We start from the raw sequence: 18,581 nt of genomic DNA, 5'->3' as shown, positions 1-18,581 counted from the left end.
GGCAGTTCAAATGGGTCATATCATTGCCATTCCAGAAATTGCCTATTATGAAGTCCGCCGCGAACTGTTAAGGCTGGATAGACCCAAGAGCGTACAGCGCTTAGATGAGTTTTGTCGATTGGATGGATCTCTCAACTTGGCTTACATCCCGATCTCAACAGAAATAATGAGGAAAGCAAGTCAGCTTTGGGCTTGGGCTAGACAAACTGGACAACAAACAGCAAGTAATGAAGCATTAGATGCAGATGTCATTTTGGCTGCTACATCTATTGTGATTGCTCAAGAGAACTCACTACCCTCTAGGGTTGTCACCAAAAATGTCAAACACATCGCAAGATATACGCCAGCAGAAGATTGGGAAGATATTCCTCTAGATGCTTAGAGTCTCTACTGCATGGTTGTTTGGGAGAGCTTAAGGTGATTTATAAGTGAATTAGTTTGGATTGGATCGATTCTCGCAGGCTAATGCCAATTCGATACTCATAAAACCCAGCCCCCTAGCAGGGATAATGAGAATCAGTTTTAGCTGAGCGTTGTAGTGCCCTTTCGGTTTTCTCCCTTTACCCAACTTTTCCAAGCCCGTCTCTCACGACGAATTGAGTTATGGGTCTTTCTGAGCATTATTGCGATTGAAGCCGTTATTCTTATCCCTTCCGTTTACCGGCGCGAAGCCGAACTCCTCAAACATCTCACCGATATTTCTGCCGCAAAAGCCACAGGTGTACTAGCCAATGAAGAAAATGAAATCACCGATCAAACGGTCCTAGACAAACTTGAGGTGATTGAACAAAATCCAGCCGTGACGGGTGGGATACTCTTTCGCACCGATGGCACCAAAGTGGGGGAGTTTGGTGAGCAGCCCGAGCTTACTTTTGAGCAGGTCACCCGGCGGTCAGAAGAAACATTCCTCAATCGATCGCAACAACGATACGATGCCACCTGGCCCATGCCCTTGCTCGATAAATATGTGCTGATTGTTCGCCACGATGCCAGCAATGTCCAAAACGAACTCAATCAGTTTATTGCTCGGATCATTGGCCTGGTCGTCATTATTTCCCTGTTTGTGTCCTTAGCCACCATGATTGTTCTGCAGTCCTTTGTGATTGCGCCCATCTTGCAGCTGCGCAAAGATCTTCTCCAAGCGGGGACATTCTTAGCAACGCCACCGGGAAGTGCACCGCCAGAATTTGAATCCACCCAGAATCCCCCGGATGATGAACTGGGGGATGTGATCCAAGCTTTCGAGCAGATGTTTAATCAGATTCGCGATGCGATCGCATCACGGCAGCAGGCAGAATCTGACCTCAGGTTATCAGAAGAGAAATTTTCCAAAGCCTTTCGGGCCAGCCCTAACCCCATCACCATGAGCACCCTTGAAGATGGTCGTCTGGTGGAAGTGAATGACAGCTTTTTGGACTTGTTTGGGTTGACGGCTTCAGAGGTGTTAGGTCGGAGCAGCTTAGAACTTGATCTATGGGCAGATCCAACGGATCGGATGCAAATGATTCAGGCCATTCTCAAGGATGGCATTATTCGCAATTATGAGTATCGACTGTGCGATCGCAACGGCAAAGAAAAGACGGTCCTCTATTCCTCCGAACAGCTAAAGGTTAATGACCAAGACTGTATTCTCTCTGTCATCAATGACATTACCGAGCGCAAAGAAGCCGAGATTGCATTAGAGGCAAGCGAAGTCCGATTTCGGATGCTGGTAGACCAGGCCGTTGATGCCATTTACGTCGTCAATGAACAGGGACAGTTTGTAGATGTCAACCAACAGGCCTGTGCCAACTTGGGGTATGTCCGTGACGAGTTACTACAACGCCGCGTACCCGATATCCAAAAGAGTTTGTCAGACGACGATTTTGCGAATCTATGGCAGCGACTGTTGCCCAAAGATCCCCTCACTTTTATTGGCACTCATCAGCGCAAAGATGGCAGCCAGTTTCCAGTCGAAGTTCGGTTAGGGTTATTTGAAGCGGGAGAAGAACAGTTACTTCTGGCCCTAGCGCGAGATATTACGGAGCGACGACAAGCGGAAAAGGATCGAGAGCGACTCGCCGAAATTGGTGAGCTGGCTGCCATGATTGTCCATGAAGTTCGTAATCCTTTGACAACCGTGCTGATGGGATTGAACTCTTTTCAGCGCATGGACTTACCAGACCGGGCCAAACTGCGATTGCAGTTGGCTTTAGAGGAGTCAGAACGACTGCAACGGCTCCTGAATGAAATTTTGCTCTATGCCAAACAGCAAAAATTAGATACAACCGCAGTGGAGCTGAATCAGTTTTTTGCCGATATGCTGCCTACCTTACAAGAAATGCCCAGTGCCGAAGATCGTCCCATTCAACTGATGCCTGCTTCTGAGCCAGCTTGGGTGGAAGCCGATATCGATAAACTGAAGCAAGTTTTTATTAATTTAGTCAGTAATGCCTGTGAAGCTGTTCCCCAAGGCGAGCCCATTAGTTGGCAAGTTCAGATTGTAGCGCTGCAAGATCAGGTCAAAATTGCGGTCAATAATGGGGGCGATCCGATTCCAGCAGATGTGCTTCCCCAGTTGACGAAGCCATTTTTTACCACTAAGTCATCTGGAAATGGTTTGGGACTAGCCATTACCAAGCGGATCGTGGAAACCCATGGCGGCGAGTTAGTGATTCAGTCTTCAGCTGTCAGTGGTACTACCGTCACCGTGTCTTTACCCACAGTCAAATCTCCATAGCGTTTCTACGCGGCAACGCAGGCGGGGAGCTGAGCTGTAAGGGTCTCCATTAAATCATGAATACTGTAGGGTTTGACCACATAGGCATTAGCACCTGCAGCCATTGCGGCTTGACGGTGGGGCGGATCATCCATGGCGGTAGCAAACACAATGGGAACAGCATTTCCGGCGGCTCGCAGTTGTTGGCATATTTCTAAGCCCGTCAAATTTGGCAATGTCCAATCCAACACGATGGCATCCGGTTGGATAGCCTGGGCAAGTTCTAGACCGACTTGGCCATCATGGGCAATATTGACTTGATACCCTGCATCGGACAATTCCAGTTCAACGAGCTGAGCAATTCTGACTTCATCTTCAACTAGCAATATATGGGGGTTCATTGTTTTAGGGTTGAGTATTTTAGTGGCAGCGTGTTTCCCATCGTCAGAGTCCATCGCATGGGTTAGGGGCATATATTGGATAACGGATAGTAAGTTGCTATCGACATGCGCTTTGAGACAGATAACGGTGGCGTATTTGTTTTTTGGAGTAAGCGATTTACCCTTGATGCTTACTAAGCTAATCAAAGAGACTGAGGTTCTCCTGATGGAATTCTGTGATTTAGATAAGAACTGATATGGGTTGACCGTTCACCCATCAGCAATGGGCCTCAATTTGCACTGTCAAGATCTAAGCCGCAGGGCTCAAGAATTACAACCTAAAGCCGAAAATGATCAACTAACAACTTGCCAAAAGTATGTCGCATTTCGCCAAGATCTGATTCCACCCTGATCTCATTAGAGTCAATTCACGATCTTTGCTGAAGCTTCTGGCAGATATAGAAAAACAGAGAGATATCTATTCATGTTTGAATATCGCTATTGATAATAGCTGCGATACCAAGTTACAAATTTTTGAATCCCTTCTTCGATTGGGGTTTTGGGTTGAAATCCAACGTCATTCATTAAGGCATCCACATCTGCATAGGTTGCCGGTACATCTCCAGGCTGCATGGGTAAAAAGTTTTTCTCTGCTGCTTTGCCCATGGCAGTCTCAATGACTTCAATAAAACGCATCAGCGTTACGGGTTGGTTGTTGCCAATGTTGTAGAGCTTATAAGGAGGGGTTGTGGTATCTAGGTTTGGAGGTTGATGGAGAACTCGGATAATGCCTTCTACTACATCATCTATATAGGTAAAATCTCGCTGCATTTTTCCATGGTTGTAAACATCGATGGATTTGTTATTTGAGATCGCATCTACAAACTTGAAGTAAGCCATATCGGGTCGTCCCCAGGGGCCATATACCGTAAAGAATCGTAGTCCGGTAATCGGTATTTGATATAAATGGCTATAGGAATGGGCCATTAACTCATTGGATTTCTTGGTGGCGGCATATAAAGAGACGGGATGGTCCACATTGTCTTCTACGGAAAAGGGGACTTTCTTATTGGCACCGTACACAGAGCTAGAAGAAGCGTAAACCAGATGGGCTATTTTGCTGTGGCGACAGCCTTCAAGAATATGTAGGAAGCCCACCAGGTTACTGTCTAAATAAGCATGGGGGTTTTCCAGAGAATAGCGAACTCCAGCCTGAGCAGCTAAATGAATCACACCATCAAACGTATTGCTCTCAAAAAGTGTTTCCATACCGTTGCGATCGCTGAGATCTAGGCGTTGGAACTGGAAATTAGGATTGGATTCCAATTGAGCGAGTCGTGACGTTTTGAGATCGACTGCATAGTAGTCATTGAGATTGTCGATTCCCAATACCTGTGCTCCGTCTAGCAAAAGGCGTTGAGATAAGTGGTAACCAATAAAACCAGCTGCACCTGTAACCAGAACTCGCATGGTTAATAATCTCCATTCACTAACTTCATAGTTCCCTTACAGGAGAGATCGATATCCCGTCCAGCCGTCAACCTAACAAGGTAGGGACTCTGTTTTCTTTCGCAATATGGTGAATTTACCTTGAGTAACGAGTATAACTCAGGGACTCAGAATGTATAAACCTTGGTTGTCATGCCAGAGTTTTCCATAATTCTCAACTGCATTGAGTTATGGGTATGTTCGATGAAAAAAAGGAGGTGACATATTTGAGAAAAAGATTATTGGTATTGAAGATAATCTATTTGTATAAATGAGTTATTCAATGATTAGTTGATTAACAAACAGGGTGCTCAATATTATCTTCCTATAGAATATTTTTGATACTTTGTTGCCTGGATATATTTTTTTAAGGGTTAATGCTAGTGTTTCCCCTTAGATTCAGGACAATGAGTTTAAAAATATAGTCTCTAAACATCCTTGAAATCTTGTTTTACAGAAAATATAAATCTATGAAGCTACGATTTTAAGTCTGCATTGGAGAAATATTTAGAATAAGAACGAGACAAGTTTTTATTCTATTTCTAAGGAATATTGACTTGTATCACAAATCACAATTATTGTAATAATAGATCTGTCAGAATAGTTGTATATGTCATATTTGAGTGCCTTAGATAGAATAAATTCGCCGAATTTCTGCTAAAAAGCTAGTTTGGAGGATTTTTTGACTATTACTTTAAATTTCATTGTAGATATGACTTAATATGACTTCTATTGGTTAACAAAATAAAAAATGCATGCTATGCTTTCAACGGCAATAATTAATTAGATAGATGAAAATCATTAAAATTAGTTTTTTCTGATGCTTAAGATGAATATTTAGTTTTGATAAGCATGATAATGTTCTAAGTCCATAGGGAACTATCTCAATTAATTATTCACATCTGTCGGCTTGACGATTCATAGGGGGAAATATGTCTGACACGTGTAATCAAATAGAGTTTATCTGTCTTTTTTTGCCAGATTTTGGCAATATACTTTAGCTTGAGATTGGTCACATTCCTCTCGCTTCGCTCTACTGGAAGTTCCCTCGATCTGAAAGAGGCTGCCTTCTAGTTAGCACTTAATTAGACTGAACTGAATAATATGAAATTACTTGTTTCTGGGGCTTCGATGGTCAGACTGATCTCAGCCTCAAAACACGAACCTTGCGATGCCGCAAATGATGTATTTACGCGCAAAGGAGGCCGAATTTGGGGAGAAGGTGCGATCGCAATCGGAAACGCTCCAAACGCAGAGCAATTTATTGCCCTATTCATAACTGTTATTTAGATAGTGTCAGCCAAAAACATTCCCTTTACTCCAACCAAACTTCTCAGCTACAGCAGCATGGCCTGGGTAAATCCGCTTCTCGGAGGATATTGGCGAGTCGATCTGAAGTGATCTTGAGGGAACACTGGTTGGAAGCATTCTGGTGTGAAGAATGCCAAAACGTGCAGTGGTATCACATTCGTAAAACCGACCAGACCTATCAAGTTTCAGTCGCTCCCCCTGAACTCTGGCAACGAGCCATTGGAGTGACTGATCCGAGAGGCAACCCTTCTGTTGGCGAATTTACCAAAAAACAGGCTCGCATGGCAGGCCACCAAATCAAGCAATTCCGGTATATGAAGTAACATTCTCCTAACTTGCCGGTTGGAATCGCTTATAAATTTGACCGTCTAGTTTGATATCAATAGCTATCCATTTGGGTAGCGCCTAAAAAACTAATACCATGGTTACCAATCCGCTGCCTACCCCAATCGAAACAAATACTTCTGTAGATTATTGGTCCATTTTTAAACGACGATGGAAACCTGCTCTATGCTTTTTTACTGGAGTTTGTGTCTTAAATACCTTCAACACTTTATCTAAAACACCCATTTATCAGGCGGTAGGGCAATTACGTCTCAATGTTCCGAATAAAACGTCACAACTCGTTAGTATTAAAGGTATAGAAGCTAATTCTAATTCAGATCAAGGAATTTCCACTGAGATCGCCATCATGAAATCTCATCCTCTTTTGGAAAAGACCTTGGTTTCCTTACAGGATTTTCTCAAAAACAATAACTCAGATACTTCATTAAAAGTTTCTACCCTGAAAGCCTCATTGACCATAACCCCGCAAGAAGGTACAGATGTTGTCAATGTAAAGTTTGAAAGTGTCGCCCCCCGTATCGCTTCTGCTACTGTTAACCAGTTGATGGAAGTCTATGTCAATTACAATTTGCAGGAAAATCGCTCACAAGCATCAGTAGCACGGCAGTTCATTGCTAAGCAGCTTCCTCAGATCAAGCAAAACGTTCTCGTCGCAGACCAATCCTTAAGACGATTTATGGAAGCGAATCAAATTAGTGATGTGGAAAGTCTGGCCAACGTTGTTACTTCAGCGCAAATTAACATTCAAAACCAAATAGATCAGGTTGCAACTGAACTTGCCAAGATTGAGGCTGAATCATTGAGCATTCGGGGTCAGTTGGGAGTGACCATAGATTCCGCCTTTGACATTAGTACTGCTAGCCAATTACCTGCCATTCAAAAAGTACGTGATAGTTTACAAGAAGTGAGTCAAAACCTTGCTTTAGCAAGAACCAATTTAACTCCGGATCACCCCACAATTTTAGACTTAGAAGACCAACAAAAGCGTCTTCAATCAATATTGCAAGATACAATTCAAACTTCAATTGGTGAAAGTTCAAAGGTTAATCAACAACCTGTAGACTCTACACGCCAAAAGTTATTAAACCAGTTGGTGCAGCTAAATGTTGTTCGGCAAGGCCTCTTAAAACAACAGAAAGTATTGGAAGCTCAGTTGAATATTTATGGGAGTCGCTCCCAACAGCTCCCCACCCTATCACAAAAACTTCGGCAGCTTCAACGGGAATTGGGTGTTGCTGAAACTACTTATAAAGCGCTACTTCAAAGCTTACAGAATGCCCAATTAACGGAGAATCAAACCATTCCCACTGCCAAAATTGTTGAGTTAGCTGAGTTACCCTCAACACCAGTGGCACCTAATCAGTTTGCAGAGATCCTGAGAGGGGTCATCGCCGGAGCATTACTGGCCGCTGGATTGGCCTATTTTCTGGAAAAGATTGATTCGAAGCTAAAAACGGTAGACGATATTCGTGAGACTTACCCGTCTTGGCCAGTTTTGGGCAGTGTGCCAATCCATACATCGGAATCTGAAGACCAGGTGGCCCTGCCAACCATCATAAATCCCAGATCACCAATCTCTGAATCCTATCGGATGCTGAGAGCAAACTTACGCTTTCTCAGCACGGAAGCACCCGTACGAGTGTTGACATTTAGTAGCGCCTTACCCCAGGAAGGAAAATCCTGGACCAGTGCTAACTTGGCCGTTGTCCTCTCCCAAATGAACTATCGGGTATTACTAATAGATGCAGATTTACGCAAACCGACCCAACACCTGATTTGGGAAGTGAGTAATCAAACAGGTTTATCCAATGTGTTAGCTGCGACAGAAGACTCTGATAGGGGGACACCCATAACTCATTCGGTGCAACCCAATTTAGATCTGTTAACCTCTGGATCTTTACCCCCTAATCCCCAAGCATTGATTGACTCTAACCCATTTCATACCTTTGTGGCCCAGCAGGCCGATCGCTATGATTTTGTGTTAATTGATGCTCCACCTTTGATGGCAGCGGCGGATGCTTTGATTATGGCTCAAGAAACCGATGGGTTAATACTGGTAGGTCGACCCGAATATTTAGAAAAATCGAGCGCCAAACGCGCGAAAGAGCTTTTAGAGCAGTCAGGAACGGCTGTGTTGGGATTATTCATTAATGGTATTGTCACCAAAAATGAAAGTTATTCCTACTACTACTACTATTCCCATAACTATTATGGTGATTCTAAGTCAAAGAGTGGTTCTGGGACCCAGCGCTCACTTCCTTCACCCAAAGATTTATTTCTCCGTTAGCCCATCTTTTTTTTAGCTCCAGTGCTTCTTGTGAATTCCAGTGATGCTGTAAACCCAGAGACACTGGAGCAACTCGGGTGATTTCCAGGAAATAAATTACTAGAAAAACCAACTAAATGAATTACAGGGCATAGAACGTCCTTGTCAAAAACGGTAAATTCTTTCTCAGAAATCACATCGGTGAATGCCTGGGTCGTTCAGTTTGATCTAATTATTGTGAGATGAGGATTCCATTGACTTGAATACATATCCTTTGTTGAGAACGTTGGGTCCCTTGTACTTGTCTAGTGCAATGGCGATACTCTGTCTTCCTCGACTCGTTGCAGCAGAAACGCCTATTTCCATTGAGGTGGCCCATGAGTCACCCTTAAGTTCCCCTCAATCGACACTCCCTTTACCCCAGTCTTTATTGGAACAGCCTCTTTCCCAGGAGGGAGTTAAAAATCAAACAGTATTACTTGAGACAGTATTAGATCAGAATCTTGATGTATCCGAGTTGCAGGCTCAGGCTGACAATTTGGGGACCGACTTTAATACTCCAGAGGGAGACACACTGGAATCGGAGGGAGATGCTCCTAACTCTGCCCCCCAGGACCGACCCCTAACAGAAGACGAGATCAAGCGAATTAAAGAAAGTCTGGAAAACATCCAGAAAGAAATTAAAAAACAAAGCCGTCGGGGGCGGAGTTCTCCAGCTATTACGATTTCTAACCCGGCTGGGTTTGGAGCGGACAATTTTACAGCCTTTGCCAATTTTAACTTTCAAGAACGGGTCCGGCGTGCACCGGACAGTGATGCTACAGCTGGATTTGGCATTGGCTTTGGAGACGCTAGAAAAAATATTGGGGTGCAAATCTCCTATAGTTTAGCCAGTTTTGGCCAGATTGGTCGCAGTTTTGGTACGGGGGGATTTAATGCCAAGATTCATCGCCAGTTCCCAGGCCGATGGGCCGTCGCAGTGGGGGCAGAAGGATTGATCAATTTAGGAGATGATAATGATTTTGAAGATACCTTCTATGGATCCGTGTCAAAAATCATTAACCTCCGTCAAGATGTGAATCAACCGTTTAGTCGCCTAGCCCTGACGGCTGGTGTAGGGACTGGTCGATTTCGATTGGAAGATGACTTTGTTGCGGATCGCACCACCGTGAGTCCATTTGGAACGGCAACGATACTGGTCGCCCGTCCAGTGTCCACGATTGTAGAATGGACAGGACAGGATTTGGCTGTGGGGCTATCGGTTGCTCCATTCCGAAAGATTCCCCTAGTGATTTCCCCTGCTATTCGGGATATTTTGGGGGCCGGAGAAAATCCTCGTTTCATTATCAGTGTGGGGATGTCTTGGAAGTTTTGACAAGGTGTTTGACGAACGAAGGAGTTATGAAATCATGCAGAATAGCACTAGCAAATATGGGACTCAAGGTTTTGGATTGACCTTGGCTCTGGGTGGGTTGCTCTTATTAGCTCCTATCCCCAATGCCTATGGCCAAGATGCAGAAATTCCGGGTGGTACCGGATCAGATATTGGTGGTGGCATTGGTTCAGATATATCGGGAGGAGATGGTTCAGATATATCGGGAGGAGATGGTTCAGATATTAGTGGTGAAACTGGGGCGGATAATGATGAATCAGAATCAAAGGAGGCTGCTGATGTTGAGAGCATGCTCAGCGATATAGAAAATAGTTGTGGTGGGTCTGGTTGCACAACAGCTGATGCTAAGGAAATGGGGACTAAGGTAACGGACATAGGAGAAACAAGCGGTGTAGATGTAACTGACGCCGAAAAAGTATTTGACTCTATCAGTAGTTCAGAATCTGAACAAGAATCTAACTCTGGGGCAGATACCGAATCAGGCTCTGATTCTGGTGAAGGTGATGAATCTTAGAAGATCCGCTCTTTGTTAAAGGTAATATTGGGGATGTAATTTTTATCCCCTGGGAAAAATCTGGATCAATCATTAAGTCCTTGTATCTCTAAGAGCCTCTGTGTTTGACCAATGATCTCTATTTTTTTATTTGATTAGGTGTAATCATTACTAAACCTGACTTTTCCTGCTAAGTCTCCTGGGTAGCTAACAGCCAGCCTTCAATCAGGTCATTGAGCTTCGCCCACCCTTTCCACAGGACTTGAATTCCAATCGGTGTGTTTCGACGATGCTCCAGATATCCCCCGAGTCGTGCAACTGCTTGAACAGCCCATGCCACCGTTAATGTTTTAGGTACCTTCGGGGTCTTGGCAATGAGAACTTTGATCTGTAAAGGCGTGAGGACATCTTGTGCAGGTAATTGAGGTTGTGTTCGTTCTAAATAAGTCACACGCAACAGCTCTACAGCAGTGACACACAGGAATCCCAATAAGGTTTTCATTCCCTCAGATGCCAACCGATATCGCTCCACCTGAGTGCCCGATTTTAGAACTTTGTGATACTCCTCAACTCGCCAACGGTAGGTGTACCAACGCAAAATGGTTTGGGCCATTTCTACTGTTGTCACGACTTCACTAGTGAGCAACATCCATGACACTGGTTCTTCCCCTTCAGGTGGGGCTACTTCTGTTGCATAGACAGCGTAAACCTGAAGGGGTTGACTGGCAGCTAGTCGGGCTGGTCTTTGAAGTTCAACAAGACAACATCTCACAGCTAACTTAGCCGTGCGCGCACTCCGGCCTTTCGTTTTAGGTAAGTCAATCTCATACTCGAACTGAACACTCTGGGCTTCCAGCTTTTCCCACAGGCGATTAGGATCGTGTTCTAGACAACGATTATGAGAGGCTCTAACCACGAGTCCCGTATTGTCTAGGGTATTGAGTCGTTCAAAGACTTCAGCAATGTCTCCTTCTCGGTCAAAGACATGAATGATACGAGTTGAAGGACCCACAGCTTTCTCCACTGCGTGCAGTGCTTCCACCCAACGATAGGATTCTTTTTCCTCAAATAGACGCTCCCGAGCAGTTTTACGCGCTTTGGTCTGACGTTTCTTCTTTTGTCGGGACGTTTCATTCTTCGGGGGCTTGGGACGATGCTGACGATTCCACACTTTTTGCCATAACAAACCCAAGGGTTGGCCCTGCTCAGGGTCAACGGCTAAGGCACTATGGAGTAATAATCCATTCCCCCCTCTGCCTTGGGGACCATAGCCTTGGCGCTTCTGCTTGATACCTTCATAGTCGAGGAAGGTGGTGTCGCCAACACTCAAGGTCATCTCTTGCGACGATACGCTACAAGCGGTCATAGAACAATGAGGAGAAATAATCTTAGCGAAGCTGGTTTTCACATTTGCGAAAACTCGTAAGACCGTTTGAGGGCTTTCCCAGTCTCAAATACGGTCGATAGGGCTTGACCAAATTTCTCGCTCAGAGAACGACCGATACTGAATGCACGGTGATTCAATCGTTGATCACCCAACTCACAGGTTCCAAAATTTTGCTCATAACGCTCTGGACTCATTAGATGCTCTCTGGGTATCACTGCACTTACTTTAACCAAGGCTGAGACTAAGGGCTACAAATACCACCCACTAAGCACTGGAAGACTTAGCAGGAAAAGTCAGATTACTAAACCCCCCACAGTTCCATTTTAAACCCACTGAACTTGGTTGAGAGTTAGAAGTCTGGATTGATTGCACTCGCGCCAAGAGTTGAGGACAGCAGGGGACAATCTTGCGCTTAGGAGGAGTTATTGCTGCGGCCTTCGAAGGGATGACCCTCCATTTATGTTTTTCGGCCATTCCGATCCAACTTCGCAGGATAACCGCACCGATCTACACAATGATGTGGGATGGCCAGAAACTTACAAAGCAGAGCGCTATGTAGCAAATGCTGTAACCCACTAAAAGATTGATAGTTAGACTTTGATCGCCTGCTGAAAATTTTTTATTACCATCACCTATAAACACCTCGAACAATAATGTTCGAGGTTTAGATTCGAACATCTTCATTTTCCCCAATGTTACTGAACCACATCGGTTTGCTTACTCTCCTACTTGTTTGCCCCTATGACACGTAACTATTTCTTATCAACAGATGTGCAGTTTGATCTTGAAGGCAATACTACTGAGACATTGGGACTAGTTACTAAAGACACACATCTAGGGGTGTTTACGCAATTCTTTCCCCCGGATTATGCCCCGACTGGACAACTGATTGATGAGATCACCCAACAGTTATCCCAACAAGATATACAGGTCAGTGTATTTAGTGGTCAGCCAGGATACGCCTTTACAGTCCAACGAGAATCTCCTCTAAAAGAAGATCGGCATCAGGTTCGGGTGAAGCGTTCTAGGACCGCCCAACTTTGGCCGAAACAAATTCGGGGTAAAGCTATTAATGGTCTTTTGTTTTTTTTGCGGGCGGGGTTACATCTGCTCCGGTCTGCACGAAAGTATGATGTGATTTTGCTGACAACGGCTCCACCTTTTTTGCCTGTATTGGGATACTTGGCTTCTTTGATCTTAGGCAAATCCTATATTTGTTTGGTCTACGATCTCTATCCCGATATAGCAGTTGAGCTTAATGTTGTTAACCACAATCATGTTTTAGCGAAAGCTTGGCGATTGGTGAACTATTACGTTTGGAAAAATGCCAGTGGGATCATCGTTTTGAGTGGGGCGATGAAGCGACGGGTGATTCGGCAATGTCCAAGAGTGCGGGGGAAAATTTCAGTGATTCATAGTTGGGCAGATCCCAAACAGATTGTGCCTATTCCAAAAACTAAAAATTGGTTTGCCTGGAAATATCACCTAGTAGATATTTTTACGGTCATTTACTCCGGTAATATGGGCCGCTGCCACGATATGGACACATTGTTGGAAGCCATGATCTTGTTAAAGGATGAGCCGATTCAATTTGTGTTTATTGGGGGTGGAGCAAAACGATCTGATGTGATGGCTGAGGTACAAGACCGTGGTTTGAAAAATTGCCAGTTCTTACCCTATCAGGATAAGGAGGTGTTGCCCTATTCTTTGACGGCAGGAAATATTTCTTTAGTCAGCGTAAGTCCAGGAATGCAGGATTTAGTTGCACCCAGTAAAGTATATTCTGCGTTATCATCAGGACGTCCTATTGTGGCCGTATGTCCTAAGAGTTCCTATCTGAATGATTTAATTGCCGATGCCAATTGTGGGATAACGATTGAGAATGGAGATGGCAAGGAGTTAGCAGATTTTCTGTTGTATTTACAGAAGGATCATAAAGCGGCCCAAGCGATGGGTGAAAATGCCCATCGTTATTTGGAAGAGCATTTTACACCCCAAATTATTGCCAAGAAATACCTCAAAGTTGTGGATCAATCTTTACGCAACCGAGAACTGCGTAAACAGAAACTGAATCGACAAATCCTGAACACTGACTCTCATCCTGCCCCTGAAACAGAGTCTTAGATAGGTCGATATGACTGAAGTTTAACTGAATAGAGGTTGGTCGCAGTGGGGCGGAAAAATAACGCACTTATAAATATTGAGTCGGACTATGGAGCCGATAAGGGAACGGCTCAGTATTTAGAGAGAGTTGCTTGAACCATAGCTTAGCGCAATCTACCCAAGACTATGAATCAATATCATGCTCCTAAGCGAGTGATCTACACACCTGAAAGCCGCATTCGTCACCCGCTGCAAATGTTGCAGGAAATGGGCCGTGACTTGCTGGCTTCTCGGGAACTGGCTTGGCGATTGTTGGTGCGGGATATCAGCGCTCAATATCGGCAGTCTTTACTGGGAATTTTCTGGGCTTTTATGCCGCCAGTGGTGACAGCGTTTGGATTGGTTATGGCTCGCAATACGGGGGTAGTGAACCTGGGTGAAACGGAGTTGCCCTACCCGGCCTATGTCATGTTCAGTATGGCCCTTTGGCAGACCTTTGTAGAGGCGCTGAATGGGCCAATTATGGCAGTCAATGCAGCAAAGGCGATGTTGGCGAAAATCAATTTCCCGCGTGAGGCATTGGTGCTGGCGAAACTGGGGGAGGTGGCGTTTAACTTTGGTATCAAGCTGATTTTGATTGTGGGTCTATTTGTTTGGTTTCAGATGCCAGTGACTTGGGCGGTGCTGTTGGTGCCAGTAGCGCTGGTGCATCTGGTGATGCTGGGGACAGGGATTGGCTTGGTGTTAGCGCCACTGGGGGCGCTGTATGGAGATGTGCAGAAGGTATTACCGATGATTGTGGCACCTTGGCTGCTGCTGACACCAGTGATTTACGAAGTGCCGCAAAGTGGTTTATTTGGGAGCATTGTGCGGCTAAATCCGGTAACACCATTGCTGGTAACAACACGGGAACTAGCGACAACCGGAGTATTGACGGATGTTATAGGCTTTTGGTGGGCCAGTGGACTGGCCTTAGGGCTGTTCCTGCTGGGCTGGATGCTGTATCGCCTGGCAATGCCATTTATGGTGGAGCGGATGAGCTCGTAAATTCAAACTTTCACCGTAACTACTCAGGCTGCCCCCTAAAATCTCCAGAACTACCTGTGAGAAAGATTTACACTCAATTTTTGTTTGAAATTCAATTCTCAATAAAATGGGCAATGCGGCTCCTTGTTGAGAATTGCTTATTATTTTGACGTTTGGAGATTAATGGCAAACACCATATGTAGTGTTTTAAGAAACCAAGAGTCTAAATGTAGTGCCTGAGTAGTAACCTTTCACCCTATTTAAGTGATGACACAAACCTATCTAGAGCCTATTATGCATCAGTCGTCTAAGGATGGCAGCGTTGTTTTGTCCGTGAAGAATGTTTCTAAACGGTTTTGCCGTGATTTAAAGCGGTCTTTGCTATATGGGGTGCAGGATATTGCTGGAGAGGTGTTTGGCGCACAGCGGCAAGATGTAGAGCTGCGTAAGGGGGAGTTTTGGGCGTTAAACAATGTGAGCTTTGAGCTAAAGCGGGGGGAAGCGCTGGGGCTGGTGGGTGCCAATGGTGCAGGGAAGACGACGCTGTTGCGGATTATTAGTGGGTTGATCCGGCCAGATCATGGTTCGGTGGAGGTGAATGGACGGGTGGCGCCGTTGATTGCCTTGGGGGCGGGGTTTAACCCAATTTTGACGGGGCGGGAAAATATTTATGTGAATATGGCAATTTTGGGCTTGTCGAAACAGGAGATCGATGAACGGTTTGAGGAGGTAGTGGCGTTTGCGGAGATTGGGGATGCAATTGATGCGCCTGTCCAGAGTTATAGTTCTGGGATGGCTGCACGTTTAGGCTTTGCCAGTGCAATTTTTACCGAGCCAGAAATTCTTCTTGTCGATGAGGTTCTTGCGGTAGGTGATATTTGCTTCCAAGCTAAATGTCATAAAAAACTGGGAGAATTAAGAAACAGTGATACCGTATTTATTTTGGTCAGTCACAACTCTCAAACAATTGCGGGAGTTTGTGAACAAGTGGCTTACTTAAATCGGGGTAAGCTTCTAAACGTTGGAGAAGCTAGAGAAATTGTGCTTCAGTATGAGAGAGATCTTATCTTCATGGATTCTCAGCAGCATGGAGATAGAAGGATTGTACACAATACAAATAAGGTTGAAGATTTTCTGAAAAAATCTTCAACCTTATCCATTGAATCTATTGAAATAAAATCTGAAGGAAATGATTCTTCTGAGACTTTGTATTGTGGCGAATCTGCAAGAATATCTATTCTATGTAACGCGAAAACTGATTTAAGCAACATTAATTTGAGGCTTAATTTTTATGAGAAATTAAGCGCTGGAAACTCAGTTTTGTTTATTAGCAACCAAAATGATGGTAAAGAAATCAAATTGAGTAAGGGGATGAACAAAATAGCTGTTATTTTTCCGCAGGTCTGCTTCAAACCTGGTAACTATATGATGAAGCTTGTCGTTCGCCAAGGAGCTCTAAACACTTTAGATTTCGTAGAAGCATATGATTTTAGCGTAGATACGTTTTTCAATCTGAGTGGCGCTGCTTTTTATCAGCCATATTCTTGGGATATCTCTTCTGCCTAGCCTTCTCGTAGTTTTCTCATTATTTTTGGAGCTAAAAATGGCATATAATTGCGCGCTCTGTGGAAGTGATAAGCGTAGTCTTATTTACGGTAAGGGGAGACATGTCAAAAATGTCAAAAATTACATTTGCGAGCAGTGTGGATTCGTTTTTGTTCTACCCAGGCCAAGCGCTACTGAATTGGAAAATTTATACGCAGGTGGTGGTTTCTCCCGCAATGAGAGAAGTTTACACAAGCCTGATGACGCGAAGTTCAAGCAGTGTGAAGCACTGGCATTCTCTAGATTTCAAACGCTGCAAAATCATTTGAAATCAGAATTATATAGCCCTAATGATCAAAAAAACATCTTAGAGATTGGTTGTGGCACAGCCAGCTTCCTCAGATTGATGAAGGGAGCTGGTTGGAAGGTCTCCGGGCTAGAGCCGGATTCTGTTTATACAAGTGTTGTTGAGCAGAGGTATGGTCTTTCAATAGAGAATACTTCGTTGGAATACTATCTTTCAGAAGACAGATTCGATGTAATTTCTAGCTTCCATGTTATTGAGCATGTGCCAGATCCAAATTCCTTTCTAAGTAGAATTTATGATCTGTTGCAGAATGATGGTTTGCTCTATATAGAGTGTCCAAGTATTGATCGTTGGTATGGAGAAAGTATAGATTTCTTCTTCTGGGATGTTCACATCAACACATTTTCTGAAACGGTTTTAAGATCATTCATGCTCAAAAATGGTTTTGAGCCAATAGAGAGTGGATGGCATGGAAATGGGCTATGGATTATAGCGCAAAAGAAAGCTAAAGCATTGCAATCTACCCTGTCGGATGATCCACGACGAATTAAGAAAATAGTAGTTGATGCAAATGATATCAGTTCGAGCAAAAGATCTCGAACTGCTAAGCAATACCTTGTAGCAGCTAAGCGTCGACTAAAGAATCAATTGAAGTCCTGGCGTGATAAGACACCCCAAGATCTATGTAATGCTGAAAATGTTGCGGTTACACCAGTAGAGACGGAGAATATTCGACTTAAAATTGCTCATATTGGCTTACACGCTAATGATAATGCTGGGGATACGCTTTTATTTCCTGCTATTAGGTGGCTATTCCAGCAATATGTATCGCCAACTCAGTTTGAGCTGATTCCCTTAAGAGGAAAAGTTACGGAACAAACCATTGATATAATCAATACGCAAGATGCTGTTCTAATTGGCGGTGGAGGCCTTTTCCTTTCTGACTCTAACCTTAATGAATTGTCTGGATGGCAATGGGCTTGCCCTATCGAACTGTTAGAGAAAATTCAAGTGCCAATTATTGTGTTTGCCGTTGGTTACAACCGCTTCAGAGGTCAGCCTGAATTCTCACCTAAATTCAGAGAAAGTGTAGAAAAACTGGTTCGGAAAAGTGCCTTTTTTGGGATTCGGAATCGAGGAAGTATGGAAGCTCTTAAGCAATATCTTCCACCAGAGCTGCATTCGAAGATTACCTTTCAACCATGTGCGACCACATTCCTGCAAAAATTTTATCCCAAGGTGGAAACTCATGACAGAGAGCCGGGTAATGTAATTGCTGTAAATATCGCGTTCGATAGGCACCACCTTAGGTTTGGCAAGCGCGAAGATGAAATTCTGTGGTCAGTAGCTGATGCACTTTTGGAATTAAAGAACAAGGGGTGGTGTCCAAAAATGTTCATGCATATGCGGACAGATGCTGAAGCTTATGCATGGTTCAGAGCTCGCGGACTTGAACTTGAACAAATTAATCTCCATCGTGCACCACCAGATGTGATTATTCGTGAATATCGTAAAATATCTTTGGCTTTCGGGATGAGAGGCCATGCTCAAATGATTCCCTTTGGACTTGGAAAAGCAATTTATAGTTTGATTAGTCACGATAAGCTACGCTTCTTCTTGGAAGATATTCATCATCAAGAATGGGGCGCTGAAATTCAAGGTGAAGACTTGCGGTCTACTCTGGTCACGGATATGACTAGCATTGGACAAAAGATTGATGAGATAGAAGATCAAGTTAAGCGTGCTCAAGAAGGGTTATGGGAAATTACATTGAGAAATCTGGCTGATATCAAGAAAATTCTCAAAATTTTGTAATTTTAACTCCCTTTTATAGCCTTA

The 18,581-nt window shown here is 44.1% G+C and carries 15 protein-coding genes; 11 read left to right on the top strand and 4 right to left on the bottom strand.

Features of this window, described 5'->3' with window-relative positions; genetic code table 11:
- The first annotated feature begins 10 nt into the window (after positions 1-10).
- Together I1H34_RS14950 and I1H34_RS14945 are read left to right on the top strand one after the other, a co-directional pair.
- Positions 11-382, top strand: coding sequence for a PIN domain-containing protein (locus I1H34_RS14950; protein WP_212661846.1), 372 nt, complete (start codon positions 11-13; stop codon positions 380-382).
- A 156-nt stretch (positions 383-538) separates the two neighbouring features.
- Positions 539-2,719 (top strand): PAS domain S-box protein, encoded by a 2,181-nt coding sequence (locus I1H34_RS14945; protein WP_212661845.1) that lies wholly within the window; start codon positions 539-541, stop codon positions 2,717-2,719.
- Between the two features lie 5 nt (positions 2,720-2,724).
- Here I1H34_RS14945 and I1H34_RS14940 read toward each other — a convergent pair whose 3' ends face one another.
- Together I1H34_RS14940 and I1H34_RS14935 are read right to left on the bottom strand one after the other, a co-directional pair.
- A complete protein-coding gene (locus I1H34_RS14940) occupies positions 2,725-3,099 on the bottom strand; it encodes a response regulator transcription factor (RefSeq protein ID WP_212661844.1) in 375 nt (124 codons plus the stop codon).
- Positions 3,100-3,576: 477 nt separating this feature from the next.
- Positions 3,577-4,548, bottom strand: coding sequence for an NAD-dependent epimerase (locus I1H34_RS14935; RefSeq protein ID WP_212661843.1), 972 nt, complete (start codon positions 4,546-4,548; stop codon positions 3,577-3,579).
- A 1,122-nt stretch (positions 4,549-5,670) separates the two neighbouring features.
- Between I1H34_RS14935 and I1H34_RS14930 the strand changes: the two genes are divergently transcribed.
- The 5 genes from I1H34_RS14930 to I1H34_RS14910 all read left to right on the top strand — a co-directional run bounded on the left by I1H34_RS14930 (position 5,671) and on the right by I1H34_RS14910 (position 10,395).
- On the top strand, positions 5,671-5,856 hold the full coding sequence (locus tag I1H34_RS14930; RefSeq protein WP_212666459.1) for a hypothetical protein: 186 nt from the start codon (positions 5,671-5,673) through the stop codon (positions 5,854-5,856).
- A gap of 89 nt (positions 5,857-5,945) precedes the next feature.
- Entirely contained in the window at positions 5,946-6,200 is a 255-nt protein-coding gene (locus I1H34_RS32215) for a hypothetical protein (RefSeq protein WP_249369262.1), read from the top strand.
- Positions 6,201-6,298: 98 nt separating this feature from the next.
- The gene (locus I1H34_RS14920; protein ID WP_212661841.1) at positions 6,299-8,509 is read left to right on the top strand and encodes a GumC family protein; all 2,211 of its coding nucleotides are present in this window, start codon (positions 6,299-6,301) and stop codon (positions 8,507-8,509) included.
- Between the two features lie 238 nt (positions 8,510-8,747).
- Positions 8,748-9,863 (top strand): hypothetical protein, encoded by a 1,116-nt coding sequence (locus tag I1H34_RS14915; RefSeq protein ID WP_212661840.1) that lies wholly within the window; start codon positions 8,748-8,750, stop codon positions 9,861-9,863.
- A gap of 34 nt (positions 9,864-9,897) precedes the next feature.
- Complete coding sequence (locus I1H34_RS14910; protein ID WP_212661839.1) at positions 9,898-10,395, top strand: hypothetical protein; 498 nt, start codon at positions 9,898-9,900, stop codon at positions 10,393-10,395.
- A gap of 169 nt (positions 10,396-10,564) precedes the next feature.
- Here the strand turns inward: I1H34_RS14910 and I1H34_RS14905 are convergent, their stop codons facing one another.
- Together I1H34_RS14905 and I1H34_RS14900 are read right to left on the bottom strand one after the other, a co-directional pair.
- Positions 10,565-11,782, bottom strand: coding sequence for an IS4 family transposase (locus I1H34_RS14905; protein WP_212661556.1), 1,218 nt, complete (start codon positions 11,780-11,782; stop codon positions 10,565-10,567).
- Positions 11,779-11,955 (bottom strand): IS4/Tn5 family transposase DNA-binding protein, encoded by a 177-nt coding sequence (locus I1H34_RS14900; protein WP_212661557.1) that lies wholly within the window; start codon positions 11,953-11,955, stop codon positions 11,779-11,781. Before I1H34_RS14900 ends, I1H34_RS14905 begins: the two co-directional genes overlap by 4 nt.
- Before the next feature lie 547 nt (positions 11,956-12,502).
- On the opposite strand from I1H34_RS14900, the gene I1H34_RS14895 reads away from it, so the two are divergent.
- The 4 genes from I1H34_RS14895 to I1H34_RS14880 all read left to right on the top strand — a co-directional run bounded on the left by I1H34_RS14895 (position 12,503) and on the right by I1H34_RS14880 (position 18,557).
- Positions 12,503-13,885 carry a glycosyltransferase family 4 protein gene (locus I1H34_RS14895; RefSeq protein WP_212661838.1) on the top strand — a complete coding sequence of 461 codons (1,383 nt, stop codon included), beginning with the start codon at positions 12,503-12,505 and terminating at the stop codon, positions 13,883-13,885.
- 165 nt (positions 13,886-14,050) lie between these two features.
- The gene (locus I1H34_RS14890) at positions 14,051-14,911 is read left to right on the top strand and encodes an ABC transporter permease (protein ID WP_212661837.1); all 861 of its coding nucleotides are present in this window, start codon (positions 14,051-14,053) and stop codon (positions 14,909-14,911) included.
- Between the two features lie 246 nt (positions 14,912-15,157).
- The gene (locus I1H34_RS14885) at positions 15,158-16,456 is read left to right on the top strand and encodes an ABC transporter ATP-binding protein (protein ID WP_212661836.1); all 1,299 of its coding nucleotides are present in this window, start codon (positions 15,158-15,160) and stop codon (positions 16,454-16,456) included.
- On the top strand, positions 16,407-18,557 hold the full coding sequence (locus I1H34_RS14880) for a methyltransferase domain-containing protein (protein ID WP_212661835.1): 2,151 nt from the start codon (positions 16,407-16,409) through the stop codon (positions 18,555-18,557). The genes I1H34_RS14885 and I1H34_RS14880 overlap by 50 nt, the downstream gene beginning before the upstream one ends.
- Positions 18,558-18,581 lie beyond the last annotated feature (24 nt).

This window comes from Acaryochloris marina S15 (assembly GCF_018336915.1).
GTDB lineage: Bacteria > Cyanobacteriota > Cyanobacteriia > Thermosynechococcales > Thermosynechococcaceae > Acaryochloris > Acaryochloris marina_A.
Note: the sequence above shows the minus strand (reverse complement) of the source record. Positions and strands in the feature narration are given on the sequence as shown.